Annotated in this window: 23 protein-coding genes; 12 read left to right on the top strand and 11 right to left on the bottom strand. The window is 71.4% G+C overall.

All coding sequences use genetic code 11. The features are described from left to right. Nucleotides 1–5 precede the first annotated feature (5 nt). The 8 genes from IE257_RS00490 to IE257_RS00455 all read right to left on the bottom strand — a co-directional run bounded on the left by IE257_RS00490 (nt 6) and on the right by IE257_RS00455 (nt 5,357). Nucleotides 6–305 (bottom strand): RNase A-like domain-containing protein, encoded by a 300-nt coding sequence (locus IE257_RS00490; RefSeq protein ID WP_189963406.1) that lies wholly within the window; start codon nt 303–305, stop codon nt 6–8. Nucleotides 306–331: 26 nt separating this feature from the next. Next, nucleotides 332–916 carry a hypothetical protein gene (locus IE257_RS00485; protein ID WP_229920033.1) on the bottom strand — a complete coding sequence of 195 codons (585 nt, stop codon included), beginning with the start codon at nt 914–916 and terminating at the stop codon, nt 332–334. A gap of 8 nt (nt 917–924) precedes the next feature. After that, on the bottom strand, nt 925–2,631 hold the full coding sequence (locus tag IE257_RS00480) for an RNase A-like domain-containing protein (RefSeq protein WP_189963404.1): 1,707 nt from the start codon (nt 2,629–2,631) through the stop codon (nt 925–927). Then, nucleotides 2,631–2,936: a WXG100 family type VII secretion target gene (locus IE257_RS00475; protein WP_189963402.1), complete on the bottom strand. Its 306-nt coding sequence runs from the start codon at nt 2,934–2,936 to the stop codon at nt 2,631–2,633. The genes IE257_RS00480 and IE257_RS00475 overlap by 1 nt, the downstream gene beginning before the upstream one ends. 27 nt (nt 2,937–2,963) lie before the next feature. Then, on the bottom strand, nt 2,964–3,416 hold the full coding sequence (locus IE257_RS00470) for a WXG100 family type VII secretion target (RefSeq protein WP_229920032.1): 453 nt from the start codon (nt 3,414–3,416) through the stop codon (nt 2,964–2,966). 66 nt (nt 3,417–3,482) lie between these two features. Next, the gene (locus IE257_RS00465; protein WP_189963399.1) at nt 3,483–3,992 is read right to left on the bottom strand and encodes a pyridoxamine 5'-phosphate oxidase family protein; all 510 of its coding nucleotides are present in this window, start codon (nt 3,990–3,992) and stop codon (nt 3,483–3,485) included. Nucleotides 3,993–4,029: 37 nt separating this feature from the next. After that, on the bottom strand, nt 4,030–4,758 hold the full coding sequence (locus IE257_RS00460) for a VWA domain-containing protein (RefSeq protein ID WP_189963396.1): 729 nt from the start codon (nt 4,756–4,758) through the stop codon (nt 4,030–4,032). Next, on the bottom strand, nt 4,755–5,357 hold the full coding sequence (locus IE257_RS00455) for a helix-turn-helix transcriptional regulator (protein ID WP_189963395.1): 603 nt from the start codon (nt 5,355–5,357) through the stop codon (nt 4,755–4,757). Before IE257_RS00455 ends, IE257_RS00460 begins: the two co-directional genes overlap by 4 nt. Nucleotides 5,358–5,469: 112 nt before the next feature. Between IE257_RS00455 and IE257_RS00450 the strand changes: the two genes are divergently transcribed. The 6 genes from IE257_RS00450 (at nt 5,470) to IE257_RS00425 (ending at nt 10,490) form a co-directional block, all read left to right on the top strand. Then, on the top strand, nt 5,470–6,591 hold the full coding sequence (locus tag IE257_RS00450) for an LLM class flavin-dependent oxidoreductase (protein ID WP_189963393.1): 1,122 nt from the start codon (nt 5,470–5,472) through the stop codon (nt 6,589–6,591). Between the two features lie 3 nt (nt 6,592–6,594). Further along, the gene (locus IE257_RS00445; protein ID WP_189963391.1) at nt 6,595–7,326 is read left to right on the top strand and encodes an SDR family NAD(P)-dependent oxidoreductase; all 732 of its coding nucleotides are present in this window, start codon (nt 6,595–6,597) and stop codon (nt 7,324–7,326) included. Beyond that, nucleotides 7,323–8,255 (top strand): alpha/beta hydrolase, encoded by a 933-nt coding sequence (locus tag IE257_RS00440; RefSeq protein ID WP_189963389.1) that lies wholly within the window; start codon nt 7,323–7,325, stop codon nt 8,253–8,255. The genes IE257_RS00445 and IE257_RS00440 overlap by 4 nt, the downstream gene beginning before the upstream one ends. Before the next feature lie 46 nt (nt 8,256–8,301). Further along, entirely contained in the window at nt 8,302–8,853 is a 552-nt protein-coding gene (locus IE257_RS00435) for a hypothetical protein (protein ID WP_189963387.1), read from the top strand. Between the two features lie 188 nt (nt 8,854–9,041). Further along, nucleotides 9,042–9,590 (top strand): DUF1062 domain-containing protein, encoded by a 549-nt coding sequence (locus IE257_RS00430; protein ID WP_189963385.1) that lies wholly within the window; start codon nt 9,042–9,044, stop codon nt 9,588–9,590. Between the two features lie 174 nt (nt 9,591–9,764). Continuing rightward, on the top strand, nt 9,765–10,490 hold the full coding sequence (locus tag IE257_RS00425) for a class I SAM-dependent methyltransferase (RefSeq protein ID WP_189963383.1): 726 nt from the start codon (nt 9,765–9,767) through the stop codon (nt 10,488–10,490). Here the strand turns inward: IE257_RS00425 and IE257_RS00420 are convergent. Together IE257_RS00420 and IE257_RS00415 are read right to left on the bottom strand one after the other, a co-directional pair. Next, the gene (locus IE257_RS00420; protein ID WP_189963380.1) at nt 10,471–11,520 is read right to left on the bottom strand and encodes an acyl-CoA dehydrogenase family protein; all 1,050 of its coding nucleotides are present in this window, start codon (nt 11,518–11,520) and stop codon (nt 10,471–10,473) included. The two genes, IE257_RS00425 and IE257_RS00420, sit on opposite strands and share 20 nt — an antisense overlap. Beyond that, complete coding sequence (locus IE257_RS00415) at nt 11,520–12,665, bottom strand: acyl-CoA dehydrogenase family protein (protein ID WP_189963378.1); 1,146 nt, start codon at nt 12,663–12,665, stop codon at nt 11,520–11,522. The genes IE257_RS00420 and IE257_RS00415 overlap by 1 nt, the downstream gene beginning before the upstream one ends. Before the next feature lie 156 nt (nt 12,666–12,821). Here IE257_RS00415 and IE257_RS00410 point away from each other — a divergent pair, with 156 nt between their 5' ends. The 4 genes from IE257_RS00410 to IE257_RS00395 are packed head-to-tail and all read left to right on the top strand — an operon-like array spanning nt 12,822 to nt 15,581. Beyond that, entirely contained in the window at nt 12,822–12,962 is a 141-nt protein-coding gene (locus IE257_RS00410; protein ID WP_189963375.1) for a hypothetical protein, read from the top strand. Further along, nucleotides 12,959–13,741, top strand: a complete 783-nt coding sequence (locus tag IE257_RS00405; protein WP_189963374.1) for an SDR family oxidoreductase — start codon at nt 12,959–12,961, stop codon at nt 13,739–13,741. Before IE257_RS00410 ends, IE257_RS00405 begins: the two co-directional genes overlap by 4 nt. A gap of 26 nt (nt 13,742–13,767) precedes the next feature. Then, nucleotides 13,768–14,397, top strand: coding sequence for a TetR/AcrR family transcriptional regulator (locus IE257_RS00400; RefSeq protein WP_189963372.1), 630 nt, complete (start codon nt 13,768–13,770; stop codon nt 14,395–14,397). 26 nt (nt 14,398–14,423) lie between these two features. Then, complete coding sequence (locus IE257_RS00395; protein ID WP_189963370.1) at nt 14,424–15,581, top strand: acetyl-CoA C-acetyltransferase; 1,158 nt, start codon at nt 14,424–14,426, stop codon at nt 15,579–15,581. A 63-nt stretch (nt 15,582–15,644) separates the two neighbouring features. On the opposite strand, the gene IE257_RS00390 is transcribed toward IE257_RS00395, so the two are convergent. Continuing rightward, on the bottom strand, nt 15,645–16,286 hold the full coding sequence (locus tag IE257_RS00390; protein WP_189963368.1) for an SIMPL domain-containing protein: 642 nt from the start codon (nt 16,284–16,286) through the stop codon (nt 15,645–15,647). Between the two features lie 415 nt (nt 16,287–16,701). Between IE257_RS00390 and IE257_RS00385 the strand changes: the two genes are divergently transcribed. Together IE257_RS00385 and IE257_RS00380 are read left to right on the top strand one after the other, a co-directional pair. Then, nucleotides 16,702–16,905: a cold-shock protein gene (locus IE257_RS00385; RefSeq protein WP_052872633.1), complete on the top strand. Its 204-nt coding sequence runs from the start codon at nt 16,702–16,704 to the stop codon at nt 16,903–16,905. A 101-nt stretch (nt 16,906–17,006) separates the two neighbouring features. Then, the coding region (locus IE257_RS00380; protein WP_229920031.1) for a DEAD/DEAH box helicase at nt 17,007–18,500 on the top strand (1,494 nt) is incomplete at its 3' end.

Here is an 18,500-nt window from a genome sequence, read left to right as displayed (position 1 = left end):
TGCCTCTACAGGTAGATCGGGAAGGTGCCGTGCACGACGAAGCCGAGCGGGCCGCCCGGCTCCCGCCGGAGCACCACCCGTGCGGCCCGCACGTCCACGGCCCCGCGCCCGGCGAGCGCCATGGCCTGGAGCAGGACGCGGCCGACCGGGTCCTCGCGCGAGGGCCAGGAGGCTTCGACGGTCAGGCGGGGGCGGGTGCCCTGGGCCAGCCAGCGGTGGATGGCCTGCTCGTTGCGGGTGACCACCTGCTGGGTGGCCCACTGGGCGGTCTCCCGGTCGGGGTAGGCGGCGGATCTGGTGAGCATGCGGTCTTCCCTGTTCGGCGGGCTGGTCAGGTGGACAGGAAGTTCCAGAGCACGGCAACTTCGTTGTCGTTCACGGCAATCAGCCCGGCATCGCAGTCGTAGTGACTGAAGGGGTCGTAGCCGCCCCAGGTCCCCTGTTCGTAGAAATCCGGACGGTCGCCTTTCCAGCCGAGGTTGGTGTAGAAGCGGGTTCCGCGCGGGAATCGCGAAAGAATCACGTCAGCCCGGCGTTCCATTTCCGGTCTGCGTTCCTCCCAGCGCCAGGTTTTGGCGACGTCCAGGCCGAGTACCCCCAATAGGACGACCAGCGACTTCACCGAGGACCGGGAGAGCTCCCTCACCCGTGGCAGGTAGCGTTCTGCGTCCTCAGGGGTGGAGGGTGTCGCCAGCCACGGGAACAGGGGGTCTTCCCGGCGCTCGTCCTCGCCCTCGTAGGGGTCGATGGATTCCCAGCCCCGCGGGTCCCGGGTCTCCAGACGCATGACCTCTCCCACATCGAGCCACCACTCGTCGTGCGTGCGTGGAGCGACAGCGACGAACGTGGAGAGCCGCTCGTACAGCTTGAGCGCGTCCGACCAGCTGCGCGCGTCGAGTCGGCCTTCTTCCATCATTCGCTCCATTATTCAGGTGCCGACGTGTAGACGATGAATGGTGGGTTCAGACTCGGGTCGTACTTCAACTTGACGATCACACCGTGCGTGTCCTTGGGGGACGTGATCTTGACGTCCTCGACCGTCACGGTCCGTCCGGTCACGGTGGGTGTGTTGAGCGGCCCCTCGATCGGCACCGTCGACACTCTGAAGGGCTTGGTCTGCGGCTGGGGTGGAGGATTCTTCAGCCAGTCCTGGATCTCCGTGGTGTTCTGGCGAATGCAGTACTGAGTGTATTTCTGGGCCGAATTCATGTCCGGGAAAGACGAGGACGACTGGATGTCGAACTTGCCGTTCGCTCGCTGCTCGTCCCTGATCCGCTGGAGGAGCTGCTCGTCGGTCTTGCCGACGTGCTTGTCGATGGTGTGGGCGCCGCCCAGCCCCTCGTTCGTCGCCAGGTCCAGCGAGTACATGTACGGGGAGGGGCTCTCCCCGCCGATCTGCCAGCTGTGTTCCTTCTTGAACTCGTTGAGCGAGCGGGCGCCGAAGCCCTGGGCGCGGGCGATCTCCGCCGAGTAGGTCGGGGCGCTCTTGCTCGCGAAGTCGAGCTCCCAGATGAGGGCCTTGAGCTTGCTCCCTGCCTCGGTGAACTCCTTGTGGTAGGTCTCGACGACCGCGTCGCACCCCTCCTTGTCCATGTGGGTGCGGAACAAGAGCACGATCCGGCCGATGAGCATGCCGGCCGCAAGTCTGGTCAGGCTCATCAGGCTCAGGTCGGTGAGGTCCGAGGCAGTGGCCTTCGCTGCGTTGATGCCGGCCTGGCTCGTAAACTTTCTGGTCTTCTCGCCGACGTCGGCGACGTGGTCCAGGATGTCCGCGACCTTGTCCGCCGTCTCCTTCAGCACGTCGATGACGGGGCGCCGACGGTCGGGAGTGACGTCTTTGCTGTGCCGCCACTGGCGGCCGTCCTTCTCGGTTCGAGCGCCTGCCGCGTCCAGCTGCCTGCCCCACGCCGTGGCGCCCCAGATGCTTTGGCCGAAGGTCCGCATCGCGGCCTGCCACTCGCCCTTTTCCTTCGGGTTCGTGATGCCTGCGATGGCCGCGTTGAAATCGTCCGAGGCCTTCACGGCTTCGGAGCCGAGCGTGCGCCATGCCTTGGCCATGGCCCGGACCTCGTCGTCCTTGATGCCCGGGGTGATCTCGTGGACCTTGCCGAGGCGCAGGCCGTGTTCGATGGCGGGCCGGATGATGTCCGCGAGGAAGTCGGGGAACTCGCCGATGACCCCGGAGATCCACCACGAGTCTACGTCCTCGCCGGTGCCGGTCCACTTGATGGGGTTGACGGGTCCGTAGCGCGGCGGCTTGTTGATGACCACCGGCTCCGGCTGCCTGCCCGGCTGGGCCCCCTTGCGGCCGCCGGCCTCCCATTCGGCCAGGACGTAGTGGTTGGCGGTGTGGTTCAGGCCGACGGAGGCCCCGCCCGCACTGACCACGCTGCGGCCCCATGCCTCCAGGAACTTCGCCGCCACCTCCATGTAGGCGTCGGCGAACGCGTCCGCTCCCCGGCCGGTCCCGGCGGACTGGTTGTACTTGTTCAGTACGTCGACGAGGGCGAACGCCCGCTCGGCATGGGCGAACTGGGCTTCTTTCACCAGGTCGGCCGCATGATTTACGTGCACCGGCTGGACGTCGTAACCCCCGTTCGCGGCGGGGGAGGGTGGCGGTGGGCCCGCCATCAGGCGGCTCCCCAGCCGCGCAGCACGGTCCGGTGCGCGGCGGCGTAGGTGTGGTGGCCGTTCACCACGATGTCGTGGAGCCAGGCCTGGGTGGCCTCCAGGTCCTGGGCGGACCGGTCCCACTTGTCGAGCTGGTCCACAAAGGTCTGGCGGGCCTCGCCGTCCCAGCTGAGCACGGCCTTCTCGACGCGCCGGTAGAGCTGGTCCAACTGCTCGTTGAGCGTTTTGAGGATCTCCTCCAGGTCCCCTGCCACGCTCTGCAGCGTCGCGAAGTCGACTGATATGTGGTCGTCGCTCGACGACATGAGTCCCCCCGGTGCCTCTCGTTCTGCTTACAGATCGGCGATGCGGCTGTGTGGTGCGGGAGGCGGGGCGGCCGCGCCGCCGCCTGCCGTGTCGGGCGTGGACAGCGCGTCGGTCTCCGCCCGGATGTCGGCCTGCGACTGCAGCCGCCGGAAGCCGTCCAGGACATCGAGCTCCTGCGCGGAGAAACCGTCCCGGCTCAGGCGGACAGCCTTGGCCAAAAGCTTCATCGTCTGCCGGATGCGGGCGGCGTCCTCGGCGGCTGCCCGGTGCTTGGCCCGGTACGCCTCCGAGGCCGGTCCGCGCCACCGCGCCTCTACGGTGTCGACGATCTCGTCCATGCGAAGGAGCTGCTTCTTCAGCACTTCCTGCATGGTGTCGAGGTCGGCGGCCAGTTTGCTGAGTTTGTCGCCTTCGACCGCGAGGTGCGCCGGTGGGCCGGACGGACCGGCCGAACCCGTCGTGCCAGAGGGCGTGTTCACGGTGTCTCTTCCCCCCATGCGCCGTCAAGAGATCTTCCACCAACGGTAGCAAATGCGAAGGGGCGACTAGGAGACCGGGTCCTCCCGCGGCGGCTCGTCGTCGTCGCCCCGGCGCAGGGTGTGCAGGCCGTGCTCCGGGGTCCACGTGCGGATCACCAGGTCGTCGCCCTCCACACCGACGTGCACGACCTCCGTCAGGTCGGCGTGGAAGAGGTGGAACGGGTGCGGGGTCTCGGTCTCCTCCGCGTACCGGTGCAGTTCCGGTGGGTCCAGGAGCTCCACCGCGCGCCCGGAGATCCGCACGTCCCCGTCCGGCATGCTCTCGCCCTCGCCCGGATTGGTGTGCAGGGCGAAGCGCGGGTCGCGCTGGAGGTCCTTGGCCTTCATCGAGCCGGCCATCATCCCGAGCCACAGTTCCCCGCCCCGGATACCGACGTTCAGCCCCGTCACCCGGGGGGATCCGTCCTTGCGGAGGGTGGCCAGGACATGGTGGGGGTACTGCGCGAAGCGGGCCCGGACGGCCGCCGCGAACTCCGGCTCGGCCTTCTCGAACGCTGCCCAGTTGGTCGTCGTCATGCGTCCCATCAAAGCGCGTGGCCCCGCTCGTCACCGGTCAGGCGCGCACGATGCCCGCCCCGCGCACCGCCGCCAGCCAGGCCGGGAACTCCCCGACGAGGTGGTCGTAGAGTTCGCGGTCCGGCACCTTCCGGGGGTCCTGTCCCGCGTGGAAGTAGCCCGCGTTGTCCACGGCCCGCATCGCCGGCACCGGCAGCTCGTCCAGTCGGCGCAGGAAGTCGAACTGGGTGCTGCGCGTGTTGCCGAAGCCGACGAACTGCCAGAAGAGCGGCAGCCGGGCCGCCTTGCACAGGTACCGCTCCGCCGCGAGCTTGTTGATCGGCCCGCCGTCGGTCTGGAAGACGACCAGGGCGGGGGCCGTCGCCCCCGAGTCCAGGTAGTGGTCGATGACCGCGTCCATCGCCGCGTGGTAGGCCGTCTTGCCCATGTGGCCCAGCCGGGCGGCTATCTCGGTGACCCGGCCCGCGTGCCCGGCCAGGGAGATCTCCTCCACCGCGTCGACCTCGGTGGAGAAGAAGACCACCGGCACCCGGGCGTCGTCGTCCAGGTGGGCGGACAGCCCCAGCACCCGGTCCGCGAGGGCCTGCACACTGCCGTCCGCGTAGTACGGACGCATCGAGCCGGAGTAGTCCAGGACCAGGTAGACCGCGGCCCGCCCGCCCTCCAGGCCGTACTTGCGCAGGGAGACCCCGGCGCTCTTGTAGAGGCTCACGAGCGCCGGAGCCGTCTCCTCGACCTTGCGGAGGTTGATCGCACTGCCCGTCATGGGCCGAGCGTACGCCCGCGCCCGTCCCGCCCGGCGGCCAGTGCATCGATGTCGTCGAGCATCGCGGCCGCGAGGTCGCGCTCGGAGGCGTAGTACCGCTCGGCCCACCGGAGGGTGAGCGTCGGGTACGCCCAGGCGCTCTCGTCCTTCGCGGCCTCCGCGTCGGCCACCGCGCGACGGCGCATCTGCTCCGCGAACTCCTGGTGCCGGCCGAGGACTTCCCGCATCTGCTCCGGCTCCAGCAGGTGGCCCAGCCACAGCCGGAGCATCGGTCCGTGCTTGAGGACGGGTGGATCGACGGGAGCCTCGCGGGCCCACTCCCGTACGGCCGTCATGCCTTCGTCCGTGATCCGGTACACGCGCTTGTCGCGCGTCCCGGTGTCCTGGGCGACCATCCGCGAGGAGGCGTAGCCGGACTTCTCCAGCCGCTTGAGCTCGCTGTAGATCTGGCTGAAGGACGGGCTCCAGTAGAAGAACCGCAGCGACCGGTCCGACCACTTCTTCAGGTCGTAACCGGAGAGCTCCTCTCCGAAGGAGAGCAGCCCGAGCACCGCCCAGCTGGTCGCGGGGAGCGCCCGCTCGTTCGTCTCGTCTGCCACGCAGCGCAGTCTACGACCGGCCCTCCGGCACCCTTCCCCGTGCGGAATATGACTGCTAGAAGTACTCCTATTAGAAAGACTGCTCCCGAACTCCGGACGGAGGGAACTCACCGTGAAGTTCTCGATGATCTTCGAGGCGCAGCTCGTCGACCCCACCCCCGAACGCGAACGCCAGGTCATCCGCGACTGCGTCGAACAGGCCGTCCACGCCGAGGAGATGGGCTTCGACCGGATCTGGGCCGTCGAGCACCACTCCCTGACGCAGTACGCGCACATGAGCGCCTCCGAGATCTTCCTGACCTGGGTGGCCGCCCGCACCCACCGGATCCGGATCGGGCACGGCGTCGTCACCATGCCCTTCGGCTACCAGCACCCGGTGCGCGTCGCCGAGCGCGCGGCCATGCTCGACGTGCTCTGCGGCGGCCGCGTCGACATCGGCGCCGGGCGCGGCGCCACCCGCCAGGAGATGTCCATGTACGGGGTCAGGCCCGAGGACACCGGCCCGCAGACGGAGGAAGCCCTGCGGATCGTCTCCTCGGCCTGGCGGGAGGAGACGTTCGAATGGCACGGCTCCATCGACATCGGCCCCGGCGCGATCCTGCCCCGCCCGGTCCAGGACCCGCACCCACCGCTCTTCATGGCCTGCTCCCGACACGACACCCTCAAGCTGGCCGCCGAACTCGGCATCGGGGCCCTGGTGATGGGCTTCGCGGGCGCCGACGACGTCCGCACCATGCGCAAGGTCTACGACGAGGCCATCGCGGCACGCACCGGTGAGCGCCTGGTCTCCACCGAGGTCAACGACCACCTCTCCGCCCTCTGCCCGACGATCGTCCTCGACGACGCCGAGCGGGCCCTGCGACTGGGCACGCGCGGGCAGCGCTTCTTCGCCGAGTCCATCGCCCACTGGTACGGGAACGGCCCCGAGCCCACCGGATACGCGGAGGAGGAGGACCACGCGGCGGCGCTGGCCCGGGGCCGGGAGGAACTCGTCGCCCGGCTGCACGAGGCGAACATCCCCGCCCGCCCCGTCGACACCGGCACCTACAACGCGGAGCACGCGTACGGCAGCGCCGAGACCGCCATCGCCTACGTCGAGCAGCTGCGCGAGATCGGCGTCGACGAGGTGATGTGCCTGATCCAGATGGGCACCGTCCCCCAGGAGGCCTGTATGGAGACCATCCGCCAGTGGGGCGAGAAGGTCATCCCGCACTTCCGTGCCCTGGAGGGCTGAGCCGTGGCGGAGCGCCTCGAAGGGAAGGTCGTCGTGATCACCGGCGCCGGACGCGGCCAGGGCGCCGCCGAGGCCCGGCTGTTCGCGCGGGCCGGGGCCCGGGTCGTCGTCACCGACGTACGGGAGGACGAGGGCCGGGCGGTGGCCGAAGAACTCGGCGACCAGGGACTCTACGTACGCCACGATGTGAGCGACCCGGCGAGCTGGGCGACGGTGGTCAAGGAGGCGGTCCATGCCTTCGGGACGGTCTCGGCCCTGGTCAACAACGCGGCCCTGTGGCGCACGGCCCACGTGGAGCGGCAGCGGCTCGACGAGTTCGAGGCGCTCCTGCGGGTCAACCTGCTCGGGCCGTTCCTCGGCATCCAGGCGGTGGCGCCGGTGCTGCGCGCGGGCGGGGGCGGCTCGATCGTCAACATCTCCTCCACCGCCGGACTGGTCGGGATACCCGGCCACGCGGCCTACGGATCCACCAAATTCGGGCTGCGCGGGCTGACCCGGTCGGCGGCGCTCGACCTCGCCGGGGACCGGATCCGGGTCAACTCGGTGCACCCGGGAGCCATCGACACCCCGATGGTGGCCGAGGCGGTCGCGGGCCGGGACTGGTCGCACGTACCGCTGGGGCGCATCGGCCGCCCGGAGGAGGTCGGGGAGCTCGTCCTCTTCCTCTGCTCGGACGCGTCCTCGTACATCACCGGCACCGAATTCACCGTGGACGGGGGGATGACGGCCGCATGAGCGACTCCGACTCCGACTTCGACTCCGACTTCCCGACGACGGACCCGCTGTCCCCGGAGGCCAGGCGGCTGTGCGACGCGATGACGGCGGGCTTCCCGGGCCCGGGCGACACCCTCGCCCTACGGGCGGCGGCGACGTCCGGATCAGGCCGCCCGGGCCCGGCCGTGGCCTCGGTCTCCGACACGGTCGCCGGCGGGGTCCCGGTCCGGATCCACGACCCCGCGCCCGGCCCGGCCGACCGCCCGCTGGTGGTCTTCCTGCACGGCGGCGGCTGGGTGATGTGCGGGCTCGACAGCCACGACGCGACCTGCCGCTCCCTGGCGCTGGCCGCGGGCGCGGTGGTCGTCTCGGCGGACTACCGGCTGGCCCCGGAGCACCCCTGGCCGGCCGCGCCCGACGATGCGCTCACCGTCCTGCTATGGGCCCGGGACCGGGCCCGCGCGCTCGGCTGCGACCCCGGCCGGGTGGTGCTGGCGGGGGACTCCAGCGGCGGCAACCTCGCGGCCGTGACCGCCCTGCGCGCACCCGAACTCGTCGCCGGGCAGCTGCTGTTCTATCCGCCGCTGGACGCCTCGATGGACTCCGCCTCGGTGGAGACGTACGCGGAGGGCTACTTCCACACCGCCGCCCACATGGCCTGGTACTGGGACCAGTACGGCGGCGACCCGGAGCACCCGCACGTCTCCCCGCTGCGCGCCCCCGACCTGGCGGGCCTGCCGCCAGCCCTGATCGTCCTCGCCGACTGCGACGTGCTGCGCGACGAGGGCCTCGCGTACGCCCGCCGCCTGGCGCGGTCCGGCGTCGACTGTACGGTCCAGCTGCACCCGGGGGTCTTCCACGGCTTCCTGGGCCTGCCGCTCCCGGCGGGCGCCGCCGCGCTGCGGGCGGCCGGGGCCTGGGTGGCGGGGGTCCGCGCGGCGGAGGCGTGACGGACGGGGTGGCGGATCCCACCCGCCCCCCGGGCATGATGTGTCCATGGCTGAACTGATACGGAGACTGCCGGGCGCCGTCCTGCGCAACTGCCTTCTCCTGACAGGGGAGTTCGCGGCGATCTGGCTTCTGCAGGGCCCCGAGGGCGCCTGGATCCCCGTCCTGCTGGCCGTCTTCGTCCTCGGAGCGGCTGTCCCGCACGGCACCGACGCGGAGTTCGTCGCCCGCACCTCCGTCGCGCTCCTCGCGGTCGCCGTCGCCGTGGCCGGCGGGATCACGTGGGACCGGCACACCCTCCACGACCGCGGCCGCGAGGAACAGGCGATCGTGATCGAGCGGACCGTGGTCGAGGACGGCTCGACCACGGCCCCGTCGCTGCGGCTGCGCACCGAGGCGGGCCGCGACCTGCCCGGCCCGGTGGCGAAGGACCTCCCGGTCGGCGCCCGGCTGAAGGTGACCGTGGACCCCGACGGACCGGCCTGGTCCGTCGGCGGACGCCCCGACGGCCCGCGCTGGCCGGCGCTCGGCACCGGAGCCCTGATCCTGCTCCAGACCGTCCTCGTCGGCCGGATCTCCCTGCGCCGCCACCGGGCCTAGGCGGTCTCCGAAAACCAGTGGAACAGCGTCGCTGTGCGCCACTACCGTGCCGTCGAACCGAGTCGTCCAGGCAAGGACATGCCGTTGTACACCCTGTGAGACCCCCCAAACGCTGATCGGTCGCGCGTCGCACATGTGCGCCGTGCTGCTTTTTGCTGCGGACTTCTCACTGAAACCGGTGTACTTCTGTGCTCAATAACTGGGCGGTCGTGCCCACCTGCCTGCCGCTCGTTCGCCGCCGTTGCCATGCGTGCGCGTCCGAGCGCTTCCGGGCGAACGGCAAATTTCGTGTCAACGCGAACCACAAGCTCCTCGACGCCTGGCTGCTCGTGCTCTGTACCGCTTGCGGGGACACCGCGAAGCTCACGGTCCTGGAGCGGATGAACGTGCGCTCCGTACGACCTGAGCTCCTGGACCGCATGCATGACAACGACCCCGGCCTGGCAGCCGAGGTGCTCCAGGATCCGGTCATGCGGCGGCGCAATCGCATCGCCCTCGACTGGGACGACGCCTGGCGGCTCGATACCGGCGGATCGGATCACCTGGGCCGGGAGGTGATCGACGTCGCGGTCCGCTTCGCGGCGCAGATCCCCGTCCGGCCGGTGCGGGTGATCGCTGAAGGTTGCGGTCTTTCCCGGGCCGAGGTCGAAAGACTGATCGCGGACGGGAAACTCGTGTCGCCGGTCCGGCTGGGCGGCAAGCTCTCCGGCGACTTCACCTTCATGCTCAAGCGCTGAGCCCTCCCCGGCACCTGGGGCCCGTCCGGCAAGATCCGCCGGACGGGTCCCCGCCCTCCGCGGTGCCGCTCTTCGACCAGGGCAGGGTCTGCGGCTCGAAGCCGCTGCCGATGCTGCTATGACCGCAAGTACCGCGATCTTGTTGCCGATTGCGTGATCGAAAACAATGGACGCATGACGACACGTGCCCGTTCCTTCGACGCAGCAGCAGCTCTGTACGCAGCCCACCGCCCCGGCTACCCCCCGGCCCTCTTCGATGCCGTCGAGGCCCTCGCCGGGCGGCCGCTCGCCGGGGCCCGAGTGGCCGACGTGGGAGCCGGGACCGGCATTGCCACCGGGCTCCTGCGCGAGCGCGGGGCCGAGGTCCTCGCCGTGGAGCCCGGGGACGGGATGGCCGCCGAGTTCCGCCGGACGCATCCCGGGATCCCGATCGTGCGCGGCGACGGGGACCGGTTGCCGCTGGCCACCGGCGCGTTCGACCTGCTCACCTACGCCCAGGCCTGGCACTGGACCGACCCGGCCCGCTCCGTGCCCGAGGCCCGCCGGGTGCTGCGTCCCGGCGGCGCGCTCGCGATGTGGTGGAACGACACGGACGTCACCGTCCCGTGGATCGCCGAACAGGAGGAGCGGCTCCGGGTCTTCTTCGAGGTCAAGGGGGAGAGCCGCCGCACTCTGCCCGAGGGGCTCGGCGAGTTCACCACCCGGTCGGTGACCTGGTCCCGGCGCATCACGCTGGACGACCACCTGGCCAACCTCGCCAGCCACTCCGCCTTCCTGGTCCTGGGCGAGGCCCGCACCCGCGCGTACTTCGCGGGGGAGCGGGAGCTGCTGAACCCGCTCTTCCCGGACGGCATCGTCGAGGAGCAGTACGTCGTGAACGTCAGCGTCGCGGTGGTGTGAGGGACCGCAGTACCTCGGCCCGGCAGGCCGAAGGCGTTCCCCAGGCGTCCCGCAGGGGCCGGGCCCTGCGCAGCCACAGGGACAGGTCCAGCTCCTCGGTGTAGCCGACCGCGCCGTGGAGCTGGAGCGCCGTCATCGCCGCCCGGTAGCACGCCTCGCCGGCCGACAGCTTCGCCGCGGCCACTTCGCCCGGGGCCGGGGACAGGGCCGCCGCCCACACCAGCGGGCGGGCGAACTCCAGGGCGAGCAGGGTGTCCGCCAGCCGGTGCTTGACCGCCTGGAAGGACCCGATCGGCGTGCCGAACTGCGTGCGCTGCTTCGCGTACTCCACCGTCCTGGCCAGCAGTGCCTCGCCGACGCCCAGGCACTGGGCGGCCGTCAGCAGCCGGGCCCAGCGTCCGGCCACCTCGGCCGCCCGCGCCACCCCCGGTCCCGCGGCGAGCAGTTCGCCCCCGTCGGCCGGCGGGAGGGACAGCCGGCGGGCCGGGTCCGTCGACCGGAGCGGCTCGCCGGTGGCGCCGGTGGCTCCCCTGGCTCCGGCGCCGCCCGTACCGCCGGCCCCGCCCGTACCGCCTGCCAGCCGTAGCTCGCCCGCAGCCGATACCGCGAAGCAGTACGTCGCCGCGTCCGCGTCCAGCGCGTACGGGCTCCCGCCCGGCAGCGTCAGCGTGGCCGAGGTCTCGCCCAGGGCCAGCCCCGGCAGGAACCGCTTGGCGAGCGCCTCGTCCGCCAGCTCCGCCAGCAGCACCGACACGGCGGCGCTCTCCACCACCGGCCCCGGCACCCCGGCCCGGCCCAGCTCCACGAAGCCGAGGGACAGCTCCGGCAGGAGCAGGCCGGCCCCCTCGTAGGCCTCCGGCACGGCCAGCGCGAACAGCCCCGTCCCCGCGAGCCGGGACCACAGCGCCCGCCCGGGCCCGGCATCGCCGTCCGCCCAGGCCCGTACCGTCGCCGGCACCCGCGCCGAGCCCAGCAGCGAGCGCAGCGTACGGGCGAAGTCCGACTGCTCGTCGGTCGGCAGGAAGCGCATCAGCGGCGGCCCTTCGGGAGGCCGAGCAGCCGCTCGGCGATGATGTCGCGCTGGATCTCGTTCGTCCCCGCGTAGATCGGCCCGGCCAGGGAGAACACCCAGGGCTCGGCCCACGCGCCGTCCGCGAGCTCCGCGTCCGCGCCCAGCAGGTCCAGGGCCGTCTCGTGCAGGGCGATGTCGTACTGCGACCAGAACACCTTGTTCAGGCTGGACTCGGCGCCGATCGTCTCGCCCGCCGCGAAGCGGGCGGCGTTCACCCAGGTGAACAGCTCGTACGCGCGCGCCCCCACCACCGCGTCCGCCACCCGGTCCCCGAGCGCGGTGTCGGCGGGGTCCCCGTGTTCGTGCCACAGCCCGACCAGCCGGTCCGCCGCGGCCAGGAAGCGGCCGGGGGAGCGCAGGGTCAGCCCGCGCTCGTTGCCGGTCGTCGACATGGCGATCCGCCAGCCCTGCCCGGGCTCCCCGATCACGTCCTCGTCCGGTACGAAGACCCGGTCCAGGAAGAGCTCCGCGAAGGCCGGCTTGCCGTCGAGGCGGCCGATGGGCCGCACCGTCACCCCCGGCGCCCGCAGGTCGAACATCAGGTACGTCAGCCCCTGGTGCGGTCGCGGGGCGTCCGGGTCGGTGCGGAAGATCCCGAAGGCGCGGTCCGCGAAGGCCGCCCGCGATGACCAGGTCTTCTGCCCGGACAGCAGCCAGCCGCCGTCCGTCCGGACCGCCCGCGACCGCAGCGAGGCCAGGTCGGACCCGGACTCGGGCTCCGACCAGGCCTGCGCCCAGATCACCTCGCCGCTCGCCATCGAGGGGAGCACGCGCGCCCGCTGCTGCGCGCTCGCGTGGTCGAAGAGGGTGGGGGCGAGGAGGCTGATGCCGTTCTGCGAGACCCGACCGGGTGCGCCCGCCGCCCAGTACTCCTCCTCGAACACCAGCCACTTCACGATGTCCGCGCCCCGGCCCCCGTACTCCTCGGGCCACGAGACCACCGACCAGCGGTCCGCGTGCAGCACCGCCTCCCACTCCCGGTGCGCGGCGAATCCCTCCGCGGTCTCCAGGGAGGGCAGGGGTCGGGCCGGGACGTGTGCGCGCAGCCAGCCCCGGGCCTCGGCCCGGAAGGCCTCCACGTCCGCCGTGTGCGTGAGTTCCATCAGGTGGTCGTCTCCTTCGTGGTCACGTACGCGACCGGGCCGCGGCGCTCGTGGAGCACGGGTGTGTCGGCCGGCGTGCGGTCGTCGGGCATGCGGCGTCCGGCCTTCACGAGGGGAAGCTTCCCTAACAAGTGTTTGGTAGGTTAACGTACGGCCATGAGCAGCGTCGAGGAGTCCCGCACCGAGGCCTCCACCGCCAAGCCGTACCGCTCCCGCCGGCACCGCGGGCCCGAACGAGATCCGGCGCACCCTCATCGCCGAGCGGACCTCGGCCTTCCCAAGGAGGTACGGGCGTGAACACCCCCGTCTATGTCCCCGGGCACGGACTGCTGAAGGGCCGCTCCGCCGTCGTCACCGCCGCCGCCGGGGCCGGGATCGGCGGAGCCACCGCCCGCCGCCTCCTGGAGGAGGGCGCCCGTATCGTCATCGGCGACGCCCACGCCCGCCGCCTGAAGGAGACCGAGCAGGCCCTCGCCGCCGAGTTCGGGGCGGACAAGGTCACCTCGCTGCCCTGCGACGTCACCGACGAGGACCAGGTCCAGGCCCTCTTCGCACTCGCCGAGCACATCCACGGCCGCCTCGACATCGTCGTCAACAACGCCGGCCTCGGCGGCACCGCCGACCTCGTCGACATGACCGACGCACAGTGGTCCCGCGTCCTCGACGTCACCCTGAACGGAACCTTCCGCTGCACCCGCGCCGCCCTGCGCGCCCTCAAGGCCTCCGGCGGCGGTGGAGTGGTCGTCAACAACGCCTCCGTCATCGGCTGGCGCGCCCAGACCGGCCAGGCCCACTACGCCGCCGCCAAGGCCGGGGTGATGGCCCTGACCCGCTGCGCGGCCCTGGAGGCCGCGGAGTTCGGCGTACGCGTCAACGCGGTCGCCCCGAGCCTGGCCATGCACCCGCACCTGGCCAAGGTCACCAGCGAGGAGCTCCTGGCCGAACTCACCGCCCGCGAGGCCTTCGGCCGGTACGCCGAACCCTGGGAGGTCGCCAACGTCATCGTCTTCCTGGCCAGCTCCTACTCCTCGTACATGACCGGCGAGACGGTGTCGGTCAGCAGCCAGCACGCCTAGCGGATGCCTTGGCCGAGAATGGACGCGTGCCAACGAACAAGCCGACAGTCAAGAAGAAGCCGCAGGTGACGGCCTCCCCCGAACGGCGCCGTGAACTCCTCGACACCGCAGCCGAGGTCTTCGCCGCGCAGGGCTACAACGCCACCACCGTCCGCAAGATCGCCGACGCCGCCGGCATGCTCGCCGGCAGCCTCTACTACCACTTCGATTCCAAGGAATCGATGCTCGACGAGATCCTCTCGGCCTTCCTGACCGAACTGTGGGACGGGTACGACACCGTCCTCGCCGCAGGTCTCGGCCCCAGGGAGACCATCGAGGCCCTCGTCACCGAGTCCTTCCGGGAGATCGACCGGCACCGCGCCGCCGTCGCCATCTACCAGAAGGAGTCCCGCACCCTCTCCGCCCAGCCCCGCTTCCACTACCTGTCCGACTCGCAGCAGAAGTTCGAGAAGGCCTGGCTGGGGACGCTGGAGCGGGGGGTCGAGGCCAAGGTCTTCCGCTCCGACCTCGACATCCGCCTCACCTACCGGTTCGTGCGCGACACGGTCTGGGTGGCGGCGTCCTGGTACCGGCCGGGTGGACAGCACAGCCCCGAGGAGATCGCCCGCCAGTACCTGTCGATGGTGCTGGACGGGATCGCACTGCGCCCCACCTGACCGACCCGACCGTCTGAGGAGTCCCGATGCCCGAGGCCTACATAGTCGATGCGGTACGCACGCCCGTGGGGCGGCGCAAGGGCGGCCTGTCCGCCGTCCACCCGGCCGACCTGGGCGCACACGTCCTGAAGGCACTGATCGAGCGGGCCGGGGTGGACCCGGCCGCCGTGGAGGACGTGGTGTTCGGCTGCCTCGACACGGTGGGGCCGCAGGCGGGGGACATCGCCCGGACGGCCTGGCTGGCGGCCGGCCTGCCCGAGGAGGTGCCCGGGGTCACCGTGGACCGCCAGTGCGGGTCCTCGCAGCAGGCGGTGCACTTCGCGGCGCAGGGCGTCCTGTCCGGCACGCAGGACCTGGTGATCGCGGGCGGCACCCAGAACATGTCGATGATCCCGATCGCCTTCGCCTCGCGGCAGGCTGCCGAGCCGCTGGGCCTCGACGAGGGACCGTACGCGGGCTCGGCGGGCTGGCGGGCCCGGTACGGGGACGCCCCGGTGAACCAGTTCCACGGCGCCCAGCTCATCGCGCAGAAGTGGGGGATCACCCGGCAGGACATGGAGGAGTTCGCGCTCCGCTCCCACCGGAAGGCGATCCGGGCCATCGACGAGGGCCGCTTCGCGCGCGAGACGGTGGCGTACGGGGACGTGAGCGTGGACGAGGGCCCGCGCCGGGACACGACCCTGGAGAAGATGGCCACCCTCAAGCCCGTGGTCGAGGGCGGCACCATCACTGCGGCCGTCTCCTCCCAGGTCTCGGACGGCGCGGCGGCCATGCTGATCGCCTCCGAGCGGGCTGTACGGGAACACGGCCTGCGGCCGCGCGCCCGCATCCACCACCTCTCGGTACGCGGCGAGGACCCGATCCGGATGCTGTCCGCGCCGATCCCGGCCACGGCGTACGCGTTGAAGAAGACCGGCATGTCACTGGCCGACATCGACCTGGTGGAGATCAACGAAGCGTTCGCCCCGGTCGTCCTCGCCTGGCTGAAGGAGACGGGCGCCGATCCCGAGCGGGTCAACGTCAACGGCGGCGCGATCGCCCTGGGCCACCCGCTGGGCGCGACCGGAGTGAAGCTGATGACCACCCTGCTCCACGAACTGGAACGCACCGGCGGCCGCTTCGGCCTGCAGACCATGTGCGAGGGCGGCGGCCAGGCCAACGTGACGATCATCGAGCGGCTCTAGGCGGCCTCCTGCTCCCGGCCTCCTGCTCCCGGCCCCCGGTCCCTGTCCCGGCGCCGGCCCCGGTCAGTCCGGGAGCAGGCCGAAGCCGAGGAGTACGGCCGCCTCGACGCGCACCGAGCCCGGGGTGAGGGCGCCGTCGTCCTCCGGGTCCCCTCCCGTGCGGCGGCCGTGGCTGTGGCCGCCCACCGACTCCGGGTCCACGTCCTCGATGTGGATGACCGGCCCCAGTCGCACCCGGCACGCCTCCGCGTAGACCTCGGCCTTGCGCCGGGCGGCCTCCACCGCCCGGCGCCGGGCCTCGTCCCGCATCGCGGGCTTGTCGTTCACCTCGAACCGCACGGCGTCGACGCGGTTCGCGCCGGCCGTGACCGCGTCCTCGATCAGCAGCTCCAGCCGGGCCAGTGCCTCCGTCCGCACGGTGTAGGTGGCCACGCAGGCGTAGCCGAGGAAGGACCGTTCCGTGCCGTAGCCCTTGTACTGCGAGGTGAGCTGCAGGCGCGAGCCGGACACGTCCGAGTCCGGTATGCCGTGCTCGCGAAGGACGCCCCGCAGCCGGGTCACCGCCGCGCCCGCCTCGGCGAAAGCCGCCTTCGGGGTCGGGGCGAGGAGATCGACCGCCAGGTCCACGTGGGCGAGTCGGGGTTCGGCGGACACGCTGCCCGCGCCGAGCACACTGAGCCCCCAGGGCTCCTTGATCGCTGCCATCCCATGATCAAACCAGCTGGGGCAGGAGGCCGCCAGGGACTTCCGCCGCCTCGGCCGGCCTGCCCGGACCGACCCGCAGGAGTGAATCTTTTTTCGCCGAAGGCGGAGCCGGCCGCGCGGCCGGGGAGACCGTCCGCAAGAGCCCGGACCGGCCTCGACCCAAGGGGGACAGGGGCTCCGGCCCCGCGGACACCCCGTCGGACCGGTCCGGCGCATCGCCGGCCGCCGACCGGAGGGCGCAGGTCACACCATTGCTCCGGCGCCGCCGGACCGAGGGTGTGCTAGCTTAGAGCTCGTTGCAGTTGTGGTACCCATGAACTTTATGTGCGCCTGACGGGAATGCTCCGCAGGCGCTTTTATTGTTTTGCCGGAATCTCCGGATGGGGCCCTTTGCCGCCTATTCAGGAGATTTAAAATGGCACTTGGCACCGTGAAGTGGTTCAACTCGGAAAAGGGCTTCGGCTTCATCGAGCAGGACGGTGGCGGCCCGGACGTCTTCGCCCACTACTCGAACATCGCCACCCAGGGCTTCCGTGAGCTCCAGGAGGGCCAGCGCGTGTCCTTCGACGTCACCCAGGGCCAGAAGGGCCCCCAGGCGGAGAACATCGTTCCCGCCTAAATACTTCAGCATGCCGGGGTCCGCACCGCGAGGTGCGGACCCCGGCTTGTCTGCTGTTTCGACCTTTGTTTTACCTGTCGGTTTCAGGAGGGCTTTCTCGCATGACCAGCTCCAGCTCCGCACGACCCAGCCGCCGCCCCACCCGGGGTCGAGGTGCGGCCCAGGGGCGTCCGAAGTCTGGCGCGGGACGGCAGAAGTCCGCCCCCGTGGCCCGACCCCAGGAATTCACCATGCCCGAGCCGATCGCCCCGGCGCTGCCGCCGGTCGCCGCGTTCGCGGACATGGACATGCCCGAGGCGCTGCTGAAGACCCTCGCCGCCCAGGGCGTCACCGAGCCGTTCCCCATCCAGGCCGCGACGCTGCCGAACTCCCTCGCCGGCCGTGACCTGCTCGGCCGCGGCCGCACCGGCTCCGGCAAGACGCTGGCCTTCGGCCTGGCGCTGCTCGCCCGTACCGCCGGCCGCCGCGCGCAGCCGAAGGCGCCGCTCGCGCTGGTCCTCGTACCGACCCGTGAGCTCGCGCAGCAGGTCACCGACGCCCTGGCCCCCTACGCCACGGCCGTCAACCTGCGCATCGCGACCGTCGTCGGCGGCATGTCGATCAACCGGCAGTCCGGCGCCCTGCGCCGCGGCGCCGAGGTGCTCGTCGCCACCCCCGGCCGCCTGAAGGACCTCATCGACCGCGGTGACGCCGACCTCTCGCAGGTCTCGATCACCGTCCTCGACGAGGCCGACCAGATGACCGACATGGGCTTCATGCCGCAGGTCACGGCGCTGCTCAAGCAGGTCGAGGCCGGCGGCCAGCGGATGCTGTTCTCGGCGACGCTGGACAAGAACATCGACAAGCTCGTCAAGATGTTCCTGACCGACCCGGTCGGCCACTCCGTCGACCCGTCGGCCGGTGCGGTCACCACCATGGAGCACCACGTCCTGTACGTCATGGACGAGACCGACAAGAAGGCCGTGGCGACGCGTATAGCCGCTCGCGACGGCCGGGTGATCATGTTCGTCGACACCAAGCGCGGGGTCGACCGCATGGTCAAGAAGCTGCTGGCGGACGGCGTACGCGCCTCCGGCCTGCACGGCGGCCGCTCCCAGCCGCAGCGCAACCGCACCCTCGACTGGTTCAAGACGGGCGAGGTCACCGCGCTCGTCGCGACCAACGTCGCGGCGCGCGGCATCCACATCGACGACCTCGACCTCGTCGTCAACGTGGACCCGCCCTCCGACCACAAGGACTACCTGCACCGCGGCGGCCGTACCGCCCGTGCCGGTGAGTCCGGCAGCGTGGTCACCCTGGTGCTCCCCGACCAGAAGCGGGACATGACCCGTCTGATGTCGGACGCCGGGATCTCCCCGCGCACCGCGCAGATCAAGTCCTCCGACGAGGAACTGGCCCGGCTGACCGGCGCCAAGGAGCCCTCGGGCATCCCGGTGGTGCTGGACGTTCCGCAGCCGACCGCGCCCAAGCCGCGCTCCGGCTCCGGTACGGGCTCCGGCTCGCGCCGCCGCTCGGGCGGCGGGCCGCGCACCGGCTCCGCCACGGGCGGCGCTCCGGCGGCCGGCGGCCGCGGCCGCCGTTCCGGCGGGGGTGCC

The organism is Streptomyces avidinii (assembly GCF_014650695.1).
Classification (GTDB): Bacteria; Actinomycetota; Actinomycetes; order Streptomycetales; family Streptomycetaceae; genus Streptomyces; species Streptomyces avidinii.
This window is presented reverse-complemented; position numbering and strand designations above follow the sequence as displayed.

Bases quoted from the DNA above. Each gene is read 5' to 3' on its own strand.
- IE257_RS00490 (WP_189963406.1), bottom strand. From the start codon at position 305: ATGCTCACCAGATCCGCCGCCTACCCCGACCGGGAGACCGCCCAGTGG.
- IE257_RS00485 (WP_229920033.1), bottom strand. From the start codon at position 916: ATGATGGAAGAAGGCCGACTCGACGCGCGCAGCTGGTCGGACGCGCTC.
- IE257_RS00480 (WP_189963404.1), bottom strand. From the start codon at position 2,631: ATGGCGGGCCCACCGCCACCCTCCCCCGCCGCGAACGGGGGTTACGAC.
- IE257_RS00475 (WP_189963402.1), bottom strand. From the start codon at position 2,936: ATGTCGTCGAGCGACGACCACATATCAGTCGACTTCGCGACGCTGCAG.
- IE257_RS00465 (WP_189963399.1), bottom strand. From the start codon at position 3,992: ATGACGACGACCAACTGGGCAGCGTTCGAGAAGGCCGAGCCGGAGTTC.
- IE257_RS00460 (WP_189963396.1), bottom strand. From the start codon at position 4,758: ATGACGGGCAGTGCGATCAACCTCCGCAAGGTCGAGGAGACGGCTCCG.
- IE257_RS00440 (WP_189963389.1), top strand. From the start codon at position 7,323: ATGAGCGACTCCGACTCCGACTTCGACTCCGACTTCCCGACGACGGAC.
- IE257_RS00435 (WP_189963387.1), top strand. From the start codon at position 8,302: ATGGCTGAACTGATACGGAGACTGCCGGGCGCCGTCCTGCGCAACTGC.
- IE257_RS00425 (WP_189963383.1), top strand. From the start codon at position 9,765: ATGACGACACGTGCCCGTTCCTTCGACGCAGCAGCAGCTCTGTACGCA.
- IE257_RS00420 (WP_189963380.1), bottom strand. From the start codon at position 11,520: ATGCGCTTCCTGCCGACCGACGAGCAGTCGGACTTCGCCCGTACGCTG.
- IE257_RS00415 (WP_189963378.1), bottom strand. From the start codon at position 12,665: ATGGAACTCACGCACACGGCGGACGTGGAGGCCTTCCGGGCCGAGGCC.
- IE257_RS00410 (WP_189963375.1), top strand. From the start codon at position 12,822: ATGAGCAGCGTCGAGGAGTCCCGCACCGAGGCCTCCACCGCCAAGCCG.
- IE257_RS00395 (WP_189963370.1), top strand. From the start codon at position 14,424: ATGCCCGAGGCCTACATAGTCGATGCGGTACGCACGCCCGTGGGGCGG.
- IE257_RS00390 (WP_189963368.1), bottom strand. From the start codon at position 16,286: ATGGCAGCGATCAAGGAGCCCTGGGGGCTCAGTGTGCTCGGCGCGGGC.
- IE257_RS00385 (WP_052872633.1), top strand. From the start codon at position 16,702: ATGGCACTTGGCACCGTGAAGTGGTTCAACTCGGAAAAGGGCTTCGGC.